At 56.8% G+C, this 12,808-nt stretch carries 11 protein-coding genes; 10 read left to right on the forward strand and 1 reads right to left on the reverse strand.

Annotated features, from left to right (window positions below; genetic code table 11):
• Window positions 1–11 precede the first annotated feature (11 nt).
• From pxpB to nei, 4 genes are read left to right on the forward strand one after another with little or no spacing between them, the layout of a single operon-like run.
• The gene (pxpB, locus tag UR289_RS02040; protein WP_045887708.1) at window positions 12–668 is read left to right on the forward strand and encodes a 5-oxoprolinase subunit PxpB; all 657 of its coding nucleotides are present in this window, start codon (window positions 12–14) and stop codon (window positions 666–668) included.
• Window positions 662–1,594, forward strand: coding sequence for a 5-oxoprolinase subunit PxpC (gene pxpC / locus UR289_RS02045; protein WP_033144949.1), 933 nt, complete (start codon window positions 662–664; stop codon window positions 1,592–1,594). The genes pxpB and pxpC overlap by 7 nt, the downstream gene beginning before the upstream one ends.
• Complete coding sequence (pxpA, locus tag UR289_RS02050) at window positions 1,581–2,321, forward strand: 5-oxoprolinase subunit PxpA (RefSeq protein ID WP_320709088.1); 741 nt, start codon at window positions 1,581–1,583, stop codon at window positions 2,319–2,321. The genes pxpC and pxpA overlap by 14 nt, the downstream gene beginning before the upstream one ends.
• A 19-nt stretch (window positions 2,322–2,340) precedes the next feature.
• Window positions 2,341–3,132: an endonuclease VIII gene (gene nei / locus UR289_RS02055; RefSeq protein WP_320709089.1), complete on the forward strand. Its 792-nt coding sequence runs from the start codon at window positions 2,341–2,343 to the stop codon at window positions 3,130–3,132.
• Between the two features lie 152 nt (window positions 3,133–3,284).
• Here nei and UR289_RS02060 read toward each other — a convergent pair whose 3' ends face one another.
• Entirely contained in the window at window positions 3,285–4,568 is a 1,284-nt protein-coding gene (locus UR289_RS02060) for a citrate synthase (protein WP_023334930.1), read from the reverse strand.
• 639 nt (window positions 4,569–5,207) lie between these two features.
• On the opposite strand from UR289_RS02060, the gene sdhC reads away from it, so the two are divergent.
• The 6 genes from sdhC to odhB all read left to right on the forward strand — a co-directional run bounded on the left by sdhC (window position 5,208) and on the right by odhB (window position 12,764).
• Window positions 5,208–5,612, forward strand: a complete 405-nt coding sequence (gene sdhC, locus UR289_RS02065; RefSeq protein ID WP_020684965.1) for a succinate dehydrogenase cytochrome b556 subunit — start codon at window positions 5,208–5,210, stop codon at window positions 5,610–5,612.
• Complete coding sequence (sdhD, locus tag UR289_RS02070; RefSeq protein ID WP_008501088.1) at window positions 5,606–5,953, forward strand: succinate dehydrogenase membrane anchor subunit; 348 nt, start codon at window positions 5,606–5,608, stop codon at window positions 5,951–5,953. The genes sdhC and sdhD overlap by 7 nt, the downstream gene beginning before the upstream one ends.
• Complete coding sequence (sdhA, locus tag UR289_RS02075) at window positions 5,953–7,719, forward strand: succinate dehydrogenase flavoprotein subunit (RefSeq protein WP_023310789.1); 1,767 nt, start codon at window positions 5,953–5,955, stop codon at window positions 7,717–7,719. Before sdhD ends, sdhA begins: the two co-directional genes overlap by 1 nt.
• Before the next feature lie 15 nt (window positions 7,720–7,734).
• Entirely contained in the window at window positions 7,735–8,451 is a 717-nt protein-coding gene (gene sdhB, locus UR289_RS02080) for a succinate dehydrogenase iron-sulfur subunit SdhB (protein WP_008501090.1), read from the forward strand.
• Window positions 8,452–8,721: 270 nt separating this feature from the next.
• Window positions 8,722–11,529 (forward strand): 2-oxoglutarate dehydrogenase E1 component, encoded by a 2,808-nt coding sequence (gene sucA / locus UR289_RS02085; RefSeq protein ID WP_193138923.1) that lies wholly within the window; start codon window positions 8,722–8,724, stop codon window positions 11,527–11,529.
• A gap of 14 nt (window positions 11,530–11,543) precedes the next feature.
• Window positions 11,544–12,764 carry a 2-oxoglutarate dehydrogenase complex dihydrolipoyllysine-residue succinyltransferase gene (odhB, locus tag UR289_RS02090; protein WP_008501093.1) on the forward strand — a complete coding sequence of 407 codons (1,221 nt, stop codon included), beginning with the start codon at window positions 11,544–11,546 and terminating at the stop codon, window positions 12,762–12,764.
• Window positions 12,765–12,808 lie beyond the last annotated feature (44 nt).

Genomic DNA, 12,808 nt, shown 5'->3' on the forward strand with positions numbered 1-12,808 from the left:
GAGGTAGTTAAGTGCAGCGAGCGCGTTGTTATCTTCTGGGTGAAACCGCCGTGGTTCTGGAGCTTGAACCACCGGTGACGCTTGCCACGCAAAAGCGTATCTGGCGGCTGACCCAGCGTCTGGCCGAACTACCGGAGGTGGTTGAAGCCATTCCGGGGATGAATAACATCACCGTGGTGCTGCGTAGCCCGCATACCCTGGCGCTGGATGCCATTGAGCGTTTGCAGCGCTGGTGGGAAGAGAGCGAGGCGCTGGAGCCGGAATCGCGCGCCATTGAGATCCCGGTCGTTTATGGCGGTACGGGTGGGCCGGATCTTGGCGTGGTGGCAGACCACTGCGGATTAACCGAAAAGCAGGTTGTTGAGCTGCACAGCTCGGTTGACTACGTGGTCTGGTTCCTGGGGTTTCAGCCCGGATTCCCGTATCTGGGCGGGTTATCTCCCCGGCTGCATACGCCACGCCGTGCCGAGCCGCGCCTGAGCGTCCCGGCGGGAACGGTGGCTATCGGCGGCGAGCAGACCGGCGTTTATCCGCTGACATCGCCCGGCGGCTGGCAGCTTATTGGGCATACCGCTACACCGTTATTTGAACCCGGGCTGGAGACGCCAATACTCCTGCGTCCCGGCGATACCCTTCGCTTTATCCCGCAGAAGGAGGGGGTATGTTAACGCTTATTCGCGCCGGGCTTTACACCTCCGTACAGGATGCCGGGCGTTTTGGTCTGCGCCAGTCGGGCGTGAGCTACTGCGGTGCGCTTGACCGTCCTTCGCTGGAGATTGCCAACCTGCTTGTAGGCAACCCAGGCAGCACGGCGGCGCTAGAAATTACGCTGGGTCAGTGTGTGATTGAGTTTGGTCAGGAGACCTGGTTTGCCTTAACCGGCGCAGGGTGTGATGCGACGCTGGATGGCAAAGCGGTGTGGACCGGCTGGCGGCTGCGGGCGAAAGCCGGGCAGCGCCTGACGCTCAAACGTCCGCTGCACGGCGTGCGTAGCTATCTCGCGGTGGCTGGCGGCATCGACGTGCCGGAGGTATTGGGTTCATCCAGTACCGATCAAAAAGCCGGGATCGGCGGTCATGAAGGACGTTTGTTGCGCGACGGCGATCGGCTGGCAATCAAAGCCTCCGCGCGCCATTTCTCGACCACGCAGGGCGTAAAACAGCTGCTGTGGGGAAACCAGATCCGTGCCTTACCGGGGCCGGAATATCATGAGTTTGACGAGGCTTCTAAAGAGTCCTTCTGGCGCGCGCCGTGGAAGATCAGCCCGCAGAGTAACCGCATGGGCTACCGCCTGCAGGGTCAGCCGCTGACCCGCACGACGGACCGGGAACTGCTCTCCCACGGTTTATTGCCTGGGGTTATTCAGGTGCCGGGGAACGGTCAGCCCATCGTGTTAATGAACGACGCGCAAACTACCGGCGGTTACCCGCGCATTGCCTGCATTATTGAAGCGGATCGCTACCATCTGGCGCAAATTCCTCTCGGCCAGCCGATTCACTTCGTGCAGTGTTCGCTGGAGGAGGCGCTGAAAGCGCGGCAGGATCAGCAGCGTTATCTCGAACAGCTGGCGTGGAGGCTTGATGGTAAAGATTGATTTGAACGCCGATCTGGGGGAGGGAAGCCGCGCTGATGCGAAACTGATGACCCTGGTCACCTCGGTCAATATCGCCTGCGGCTTTCACGCGGGCGATGCGCAAACCATGCTGGAGAGCGTGCGTAATGCCATTAAAAACGGCGTCGCGATTGGGGCTCACCCCAGCTTTCCCGATCGGGAAAACTTTGGCCGTACGGCGATGGATCTGCCCCCTGAGACGGTCTACGCGCAGGTGCTCTACCAGATCGGCGCGCTGGAGGCGATGGTGCGCGCCCAGAACGGCATGATGCGCCACGTGAAGCCGCACGGCATGCTTTACAACCAGGCGGCGAAAGATGCGGATCTGGCGGACGCCATTGCCCGCGCGGTGCGGGACGGCAGCCCGCAGCTGATCCTTGTGGGTCTGGCGGGAAGCGAGCTGATTCGCGCCGGACAACGGCTGGGGCTGACCACTCGTCAGGAAGTGTTTGCCGATCGTGGATACCTGCCGGACGGCAGCCTGGTTCCGCGGACGCAGGCCGGGGCGCTGATTACCGATGAAGGCAAAGCGTTGGCGCAGACGCTGGAGATGGTGCGCGCCGGGCGAGTGATCGCCGTGGATGGAACACCGGCAAACGTTCAGGCCGATACGGTATGTTTACACGGCGACGGCGAGCATGCGCTCCAGTTCGCGCGCCGCTTGCGGGCAGCGTTCTCTGAAGAGGGCATCCTCGTCAGCGCCGAATAATGACGATAAGGACACAAAAATGCCAGAAGGTCCGGAGATCCGCCGCGCGGCGGATAGCCTGGAGGCGGCGATAAAGGGCAAACCCCTGACGGATGTCTGGTTTGCTTTTCCTCAACTGAAACCGTTTGAATCACAGCTGGTGGGCCAGACGGTGACCCATATTGAAACGCGCGGCAAGGCCTTGCTCACGCACTTTTCCCATAACCTGACGTTATATAGCCATAACCAGCTTTACGGCGTCTGGCGGGTTGTGGAGGCGGACGAGCAGCCGCAAACCACCCGCGTGCTGCGCGTCAGGCTGCAAACGGCGGATAAGGCGATCCTGCTCTATAGCGCGTCGGATATCGAAATGTTAACGCCGGAGCAGCTGCTGACGCACCCGTTCCTGCAGCGGGTCGGGCCGGACGTGCTGGACATGCGCCTGACGGCAAGCGACGTGAAGGCCCGGCTGTTATCACCTAAATTCCGTAACCGACAGTTTTCCGGTCTGTTCCTCGACCAGGCCTTTCTGGCCGGGCTGGGTAACTACCTGCGGGTAGAGATCCTCTGGGAAGTCGAGCTGGCGCCGCAGCATAAAGCGTCTCAGCTGAGCGATGAACAGCTGGAGGCGTTATCCCACGCGCTGCTGGATATTCCGCGGCTGTCGTACAACACGCGCGGCGTGGTGAATGAGAACACGCATCACGGGGCGCTGTTCCGGTTCAAGGTGTTTCATCGGGCGGGGAAAAAGTGCGAGCGATGTGGCGGGATTATCGACAGGATTATGCTCTCTTCCAGACCTTTTTACTGGTGTCCACACTGTCAAAAATAAAAAAGCCGGGTGGCGGCTACGCCTTACCCGGCCTACATTTTTGCCAGAAATAAAAGCAAAACGGTAACCCAAGGGTTACCGTTTTTAAGGTTTTCACCCTCTCCCTGTGGGAGAGGGCCGGGGTGAGGGCATCAGGCCGCACACAACTTCTGTTAGCGCTTAATATCAGACTTAAAATCACGCTGCTCGTAGCCGGTGTACAGCTGACGAGGACGGGCGATTTTCATGCCTTCGCTGTGCATTTCGTTCCAGTGCGCAATCCAGCCTACGGTACGGGCCATGGCGAAGATCACGGTGAACATGGAAGACGGAATGCCCATCGCTTTCAGAATAATGCCAGAGTAGAAATCGACGTTCGGGTAGAGTTTCTTCTCGATGAAGTACGGGTCGTTCAGCGCGATGTGTTCCAGCTCCATCGCCACTTCCAGCAGGTCATCTTTGGTACCCAGCTCTTTCAGCACTTCGTGGCAGGTCTCACGCATGACGGTAGCGCGCGGGTCGTAGTTTTTGTAAACACGATGACCGAAGCCCATCAGGCGGAAGGAGTCATTCTTGTCTTTCGCACGACGCACGAACTCAGGAATGTGCTCAACGGTGCTGATCTCTTCCAGCATCTTCAGTGCCGCTTCGTTCGCGCCGCCGTGCGCCGGTCCCCACAGGGAGGCGATGCCCGCAGCGATACAGGCGAACGGGTTCGCGCCTGAAGAGCCCGCGGTACGGACGGTAGAGGTAGAGGCGTTCTGTTCGTGGTCAGCGTGCAGGATCAGAATACGGTCCATCGCGCGTTCCAGAACCGGGTTCACTTCGTACTCTTCGCACGGCGTGGAGAACATCATGCGCAGGAAGTTACCCGCGTAGGAGAGGTCGTTGCGCGGATACACAAACGGCTGGCCGATGGAGTATTTGTAGCACATCGCCGCCATGGTAGGCATTTTGGACAGCAGGCGGAACGCCGCGATATCACGGTGACGTGGGTTATTCACGTCAAGGGAGTCGTGGTAGAACGCCGCCAGCGCACCGGTAATCCCGCACATCACCGCCATCGGGTGAGAGTCACGGCGGAACGCATGGAACAGACGGGTAATCTGCTCATGGATCATGGTGTGACGGGTCACGGTGGTTTTGAATTCATCGTACTGTGCCTGCGTCGGTTTTTCGCCGTTCAGCAGGATGTAGCACACTTCCAGATAGTTGGATTCGGTGGCTAACTGATCGATGGGGAAGCCGCGATGGAGCAGGATACCTTCGTCACCGTCAATGTAGGTGATTTTGGATTCGCAAGATGCGGTAGAGGTAAATCCAGGGTCAAAGGTGAATACACCTTTAGAGCCCAGCGTACGGATATCAATAACATCCTGACCGAGCGTGCCTTTTAGCACATCCAGTTCAATAGCAGTGTCACCATTTAGGGTGAGCGTTGCCTTTGTATCAGCCATTTACGGTCTCCTTAGCGCCTTATGCTTAAGACTGCGCTTTACCGGATTTGCTTTCAGCTGTTAATCACCGTTACCAGATTGTTATTTGGCTTACCGCTCAGCTCACGAGGACAAACCAGGGTACAGAGCTATGGCGCCTTGCAGGTAAACGAATGAAATATCAGTGAAACAACAGCAAATCAGCGTTTTTGCAGTCCGAATTATTCAAACCTGTATATCACTAATAACTGTCCTGATAACTTCGGTCAATACCATCACACTGTTACATAACTATTTGTCAGGTGAAAGAGAGACCTCATAACTTTTGCGCATTATATGCCTTTTCTGATGACGTTTGTAACAATATTGTTTAACATTTGTCAAATCAGATGATTAAAAATTAAAAAGATGTTGTTATCGTGACCCTGATCACTGTTCCAGAGAAAACCCGACAAACTGTATGTAGGTTAATTGTAATGATTTTGTGAACGGCCTATACTGCCGCCAGGTCTCCGGAACACCCTGCAATCCCGAGCCACCCAGCGTTGTAACGTGTCGTTTAAGCATCTGGAAGCAGTGTTTTGCATGACGCGCAGTTATAGAAAAGGAACGCTGCTTGACCCGCATCGCAGTCCGGAGGAAGGAAACAATAAGAACAGCATGTGGGCGTTATTCATGATAAGAAATGTGAAAAAACAAAGACCTGTCAATCTGGATCTCAAAACGATCCGGTTCCCTGTAACAGCAATAGCGTCCATTCTGCACCGTGTTTCTGGTGTGATTACGTTTGTGGCGGTCGGTATTTTGCTGTGGTTACTGGGCACCAGCCTCTCTTCCCCTGAAGGATTCCTCCAGGCCTCCGCCATCATGAACAGCTTCTTCGTGAAATTTATCATGTGGGGCATTCTGACCGCGCTGGCGTACCACGTCGTCGTGGGTGTTCGCCATATGCTGATGGACTTTGGCTACCTGGAAGAGACTTTCGAAGCCGGGAAACGCTCCGCTAACATTTCATTTGTGATTACTGTCGTGCTTTCACTTCTCGCAGGAGTTCTCGTATGGTAAGCAACGCCTCCGCATTAGGACGCAACGGCGTACATGACTTCATTCTGGTCCGTGCTACCGCCATCGTTCTCACTCTTTACATCATCTATATGATCGGTTTCTTCGCGACCAGCGGCACGCTGACGTGGGAAATCTGGAGTGGGTTCTTCGGATCCGCCTTCACCAAAGTGTTCACCCTGCTGGCTCTGTTCTCCATCCTTATTCATGCGTGGATTGGAATGTGGCAGGTGTTGACCGATTACGTTAAACCGCTGGCGATTCGCCTCCCACTGCAGCTGGCCATTGTTGTTGCACTGGTGGTTTACGTTATTTATGGATTCGTTGTGGTGTGGGGTGTGTAATGAAACTGCCAGTCAGAGAATTTGATGCTGTTGTAATTGGTGCCGGTGGCGCAGGTATGCGTGCCGCACTGCAAATTTCCCAGAGCGGCCAGACCTGTGCGCTGCTCTCTAAAGTTTTCCCGACCCGTTCCCACACTGTGTCTGCGCAGGGTGGTATCACCGTTGCGCTGGGCAACTCCCATGAAGATAACTGGGAATGGCACATGTACGACACGGTAAAAGGTTCCGACTACATCGGCGACCAGGATGCCATCGAATATATGTGTAAAACCGGCCCGGAAGCGATTCTGGAGCTGGACCACATGGGTCTGCCGTTCTCCCGTCTGGAAAATGGCACCATCTATCAGCGTCCGTTTGGCGGCCAGTCGAAAAACTTCGGCGGCGAGCAGGCGGCACGCACCGCGGCGGCGGCTGACCGTACCGGTCACGCACTGCTGCACACCCTGTATCAGCAGAACCTGAAAAACCACACCACCATCTTCTCCGAGTGGTACGCGCTGGATCTGGTGAAAAACGCCGATGGCGCAATCGTCGGCTGTACCGCGCTGTGCATCGAAACCGGTGAAGTGGTTTACTTCAAAGCCCGCGCTACCGTGCTGGCTACCGGCGGCGCAGGCCGTATCTATCAGTCCACCACCAACGCCCACATCAACACCGGTGACGGTGTCGGCATGGCTATCCGCGCGGGCGTGCCGGTGCAGGATATGGAGATGTGGCAGTTCCACCCAACCGGTATCGCCGGTGCGGGCGTTCTGGTAACAGAAGGCTGCCGCGGTGAAGGTGGCTACCTGCTGAACAAACACGGCGAGCGCTTCATGGAGCGTTATGCCCCGAATGCGAAAGACCTGGCGGGTCGTGACGTGGTGGCGCGTTCCATCATGATCGAAATCCGTGAAGGCCGCGGCTGTGACGGCCCATGGGGTCCACACGCGAAGCTGAAGCTCGACCACCTGGGTAAAGAAGTTCTGGAGTCCCGTCTGCCGGGCATCCTGGAACTGTCCCGCACCTTCGCACACGTCGACCCGGTGAAAGAGCCGATTCCGGTTATCCCAACCTGCCACTATATGATGGGCGGTATTCCGACCAAAGTGACCGGTCAGGCGCTCACCGTAAACGAGCAGGGCGAAGACGTGGTCATTCCTGGCCTGTTCGCGGTAGGCGAAATTGCCTGCGTATCCGTACACGGTGCAAACCGTCTGGGCGGTAACTCTCTGCTGGACCTGGTGGTGTTTGGTCGTGCAGTCGGTCTGCATCTGCAGGAATCCATTGCCGAGCAGGGCGCGCTGCGTGACGCAACCGACGACGAAATTGATGCCTCTCTTGAGCGCCTCAACCGCTGGAACGGTAACCGTAACGGCGAAGATCCGGTGGAAATCCGTAAAGCGCTGCAGGAATGCATGCAGCACAACTTCTCGGTATTCCGCGAAGGCGACGCGATGGCCAAAGGTCTTGAGCAGCTGAAAGCGATCCGCGAGCGTCTGAAAAATGCCCGTCTGGACGACACCTCCAGCGAATTCAACACCCAGCGCGTTGAGTGCCTGGAGCTGGATAACCTGATGGAAACCGCGTTCGCGACGGCGATGTCGGCAAACTTCCGTACCGAAAGCCGTGGCGCGCATAGCCGCTTCGACTTCCCGGATCGTGATGACGAAAACTGGCTGTGCCATTCCCTGTATCTGCCAGAGTCGGAATCCATGACGCGTCGTAGCGTCAATATGGAACCGAAACTGCGTCCGGCGTTCCCGCCGAAGATTCGTACTTACTAATGCGGAGACAGGATAATGAAACTCGAATTCTCAGTTTATCGTTATAACCCGGATGTTGATGATGCTCCGCGTATGCAGGACTACACCCTGGAAGCGGAAGAAGGTCGCGACATGATGCTGCTGGATGCGTTAATCCAGCTGAAAGAAAAAGATCCTACGCTGTCGTTCCGCCGCTCCTGCCGTGAAGGGGTTTGTGGCTCTGACGGTGTGAACATGAACGGCAAAAATGGCCTGGCCTGCATCACGCCAATTTCAGCGCTGCAGCGTCCTGGTCAGAAAATTGTTATCCGTCCTCTGCCAGGCCTGCCGGTCGTGCGTGATTTGGTGGTAGACATGGGGCAATTCTATGCACAATATGAGAAGATTAAGCCTTACTTATTGAATAATGGGCAAAATCCACCCGCTCGCGAGCACTTACAGTCTCCTGAGCAGCGTGAAAAACTCGATGGGTTGTACGAGTGTATTCTCTGCGCATGCTGTTCAACGTCCTGCCCGTCGTTCTGGTGGAACCCGGACAAGTTTATCGGCCCGGCCGGTCTGCTGGCTGCCTATCGCTTCCTGATCGATAGCCGCGACACCGAAACCGATAGCCGTCTGGAAGGGCTGAGTGACGCTTTCAGCGTATTCCGCTGCCATAGCATCATGAACTGCGTCAGTGTGTGTCCGAAGGGGCTGAACCCGACGCGCGCCATCGGCCATATTAAGTCGATGCTGTTGCAGCGCAGTGCGTAAGTAGTGAGAGGGGAGCGCTGTTCCCCTCACCCTAACCCTCTCCCTAAGGGAGAGGGGACAGATTGCAGGAAATCTTTAAAAACTGCCGACGGCATTCCCCCTCTCCCTTAGGGAGAGGGTAGGGGTGAGGGTAAAGACCCTTAGACAGTTTCTAAAGGTTCCTTCGCGGGCCAAAGTAAAAGAGCTCGCAGGTGAACCCCGGCACGTACACGTGGTGTGCGTGGTAGTTTCTACGGCGAAAGTAAGCATAAAAATGCTTAAGGGATCACGATGCAGAACGGCGCAATGAAAGCCTGGCTGGACTCTTCTTTCCTTTCTGGTGCGAACCAGAGCTGGATTGAACAGCTCTATGAAGACTTCTTAACCGATCCTGACTCAGTGGACGCAAACTGGCGTTCCATGTTCCAGCAGTTGCCTGGCACAGGGGTCAAACCGGATCAATTCCATTCCAAAACACGTGATTATTTCCGTCGTCTGGCGAAGGATGCCTCACGTTACTCTTCTGCGATTTCCGACCCTGACACTAATGCGAAGCAGGTTAAAGTCCTGCAGCTTATCAACGCTTATCGCTTCCGCGGTCACCAGCATGCGAATCTCGATCCGCTGGGACTGTGGCAGCAAGACCGTGTGGCCGATCTCGATCCGGCGTATCACGATCTGACCGAGGCCGATTTCCAGGAAAGCTTTAACGTAGGTTCCTTTGCCATCGGCAAAGACACGATGAAGCTGGGCGATCTGATTGACGCGCTCAAGCAAACCTACTGCGGCTCCATCGGCGCGGAATACATGCACATTACCTCTACCGAAGAGAAACGCTGGATCCAGCAGCGCATCGAATCCGTAGCGGGCCACGCGACCTTCTCGGCTGACGAGAAAAAACGCTTCCTGAACGAACTGACCGCAGCGGAAGGGCTTGAGCGCTATCTGGGCGCGAAATTCCCGGGCGCAAAACGCTTCTCGCTGGAAGGCGGCGACGCGCTGGTGCCGATGCTGAAAGAGCTGATTCGTCACGCCGGCAAGAGCGGCACCCGTGAAGTGGTACTGGGCATGGCGCACCGTGGTCGTCTGAACGTGCTGGTCAACGTGCTGGGTAAAAAACCTCAGGACCTGTTCGACGAGTTCGCGGGCAAACATAAAGAACACCTCGGCACCGGCGACGTGAAGTACCACATGGGCTTCTCGTCGGATATCGAAACCGAAGGCGGTCTGGTTCACCTGGCGCTGGCGTTTAACCCGTCACACCTGGAAATCGTTAGCCCGGTGGTTATCGGTTCCGTGCGTGCGCGTCTGGATCGTCTGGACGAGCCGAGCAGCAATAAAGTTCTGCCAATTACCATCCACGGCGATGCGGCGGTAACAGGGCAGGGCGTGGTTCAGGAAACCCTGAACATGTCGAAAGCGCGTGGTTATGAAGTGGGCGGTACCGTTCGCATCGTGATCAACAACCAGGTGGGCTTCACCACCTCTAACCCGCTGGACGCGCGTTCTACCCCATACTGCACCGACATCGGTAAGATGGTGCAGGCGCCAATCTTCCACGTTAACGCGGATGACCCGGAAGCCGTTGCTTTCGTTACCCGTCTGGCGCTGGACTTCCGTAATACCTTTAAACGCGATGTGTTCATTGATCTCTTCTGCTACCGCCGTCACGGCCACAACGAAGCGGACGAGCCAAGTGCAACCCAGCCGTTGATGTATCAGAAAATCAAAAAACACCCGACCCCGCGCAAAATCTATGCTGACAAGCTGGAGAGCGACAAAGTGACGACGCTGGAAGATGCGACCGAAATGGTCAACCTCTACCGCGACGCGCTGGATGCGGGTGAATGCGTGGTCAAAGAGCTGCGCCCGATGAACATGCACTCCTTTACCTGGTCGCCGTACCTCAACCACGAGTGGGATGAGAGCTACCCGAACAAGGTTGAGATGAAGCGCCTGCAGGAGCTGGCTAAACGCATCAGCACCGTACCGGACGCTATCGAGATGCAGTCTCGCGTGCAGAAAATCTACGCTGACCGTCAGTCCATGGCGGCAGGCGAGAAGCTGTTCGACTGGGGCGGCGCGGAAACGCTGGCCTACGCAACGCTGGTTGACGAAGGCATTCCTGTTCGTCTGTCCGGTGAAGATGCGGGCCGTGGGACCTTCTTCCACCGTCACGCGGTTGTTCACAACCAGTCCAACGGTTCAACCTATACCCCGCTGCAGCACGTGCACAACGGTCAGGGCCAGTTCAAGGTCTGGGACTCCGTGCTGTCTGAAGAAGCGGTTCTGGCCTTCGAATACGGTTATGCCACCGCTGAACCACGCACCCTGACCATCTGGGAAGCGCAGTTCGGTGACTTCGCCAACGGCGCGCAGGTGGTTATCGACCAGTTCATCTCCTCCGGCGAGCAGAAGTGGGGCCGCATGTGTGGCCTGGTGATGCTGCTGCCGCACGGTTATGAAGGTCAGGGTCCGGAGCACTCCTCCGCGCGTCTGGAACGTTATCTGCAGCTCTGCGCCGAGCAGAACATGCAGGTCTGCGTGCCGTCCACCCCGGCTCAGGTCTACCACATGCTGCGTCGTCAGGCGCTGCGCGGTATGCGCCGTCCGCTGGTGGTGATGTCGCCGAAATCCCTGCTGCGTCACCCGCTGGCGGTGTCGAGCCTGGAAGAACTGGCGAACGGAACCTTCCTGCCAGCCATCGGTGAAATTGACGAGCTGGATCCGCAGGGCGTGAAGCGCGTGGTGATGTGTTCTGGTAAGGTTTATTACGACCTGCTGGAACAGCGCCGCAAGAACGATCAGAAAGATGTCGCCATCGTGCGTATCGAACAGCTTTATCCGTTCCCGCATCAGGCGATGCAGGAAGTGCTGAAACAATATGCTCACGTACATGATTTTGTCTGGTGCCAGGAAGAGCCGCTTAACCAGGGCGCATGGTACTGCAGCCAGCATCATTTCCGTGAAGTGATTCCATTTGGGTCAGCCCTGCGCTATGCAGGTCGCCCGGCCTCCGCCTCTCCGGCGGTAGGGTATATGTCCGTTCACCAGAAGCAGCAACAAGATCTGGTCAATGACGCGCTGAACGTCGATTAATTAAAGGATACAAAATGAGTAGCGTAGATATTCTTGTTCCCGACCTGCCTGAATCCGTAGCAGATGCGACCGTCGCTACCTGGCACAAAAAACCAGGCGATGCCGTTAAGCGCGATGAAGTGCTGGTAGAAATCGAAACTGACAAAGTGGTACTGGAAGTACCGGCTTCGGCGGATGGCGTTCTGGACGCGGTGCTGGAAGATGAAGGTACCACCGTAACCTCTCGTCAGATCCTGGGTCGCCTGCGTGAAGGCAACAGCGCGGGCAAAGAGTCCAGCGCGAAATCTGAAGAGAAAGCCTCTACGCCGGCTCAGCGCCAGCAGGCTTCTCTGGAAGAACAGTCTAACGACGCTCTCAGCCCGGCGATCCGTCGCCTGCTGGCTGAACACAGCCTTGACCCGGCGGCCATCAAAGGCACCGGTGTGGGCGGTCGTCTGACCCGCGAAGACATCGACAAACACCTGGCGAAAGCGCCTGCTCAGGCAGAAGCGAAAGCCCCTGCGGCAGCACCAGCAGCACAGCCTGCTCTGGGTGCCCGCAGCGAAAAACGCGTGCCGATGACTCGCCTGCGCAAGCGCGTGGCCGAGCGTCTGCTGGAAGCGAAAAACTCCACCGCGATGCTGACCACCTTCAACGAAGTGAACATGAAGCCAATCATGGACCTGCGTAAGCAGTACGGTGACGCGTTTGAAAAACGTCACGGTATCCGTCTGGGCTTTATGTCCTTCTATGTAAAAGCGGTAGTTGAAGCGCTGAAACGCTACCCGGAAGTGAACGCGTCTATCGATGGCGATGACGTGGTTTACCACAACTATTTCGACGTCAGCATGGCGGTTTCTACCCCACGCGGCCTGGTAACGCCGGTTCTGCGTGATGTGGATACCCTGGGTATGGCTGACATCGAGAAAAACATTAAAGAGCTGGCTGTAAAAGGCCGCGACGGCAAGCTGACCGTAGACGACCTGACCGGCGGTAACTTCACCATTACCAACGGCGGCGTATTCGGCTCGCTGATGTCTACCCCGATCATTAACCCGCCGCAGAGCGCGATCCTGGGTATGCATGCCATTAAAGATCGCCCGATGGCGGTAGACGGTAAAGTTGAGATCCTGCCGATGATGTACCTGGCGCTCTCTTACGATCACCGCCTGATCGACGGCCGCGAGTCCGTGGGCTTCCTGGTCGCGATTAAAGAGCTGCTGGAAGATCCAACCCGTCTGCTGCTGGACGTCTAGTTTTGCAGTCTTGCCCGGCGTCGTATGGCTGCCGGGCCAATAAA

Source organism: Enterobacter sp. 302C9 (assembly GCF_034106085.1).
GTDB classification, from domain to species: Bacteria; Pseudomonadota; Gammaproteobacteria; order Enterobacterales; family Enterobacteriaceae; genus Enterobacter; species Enterobacter asburiae_B.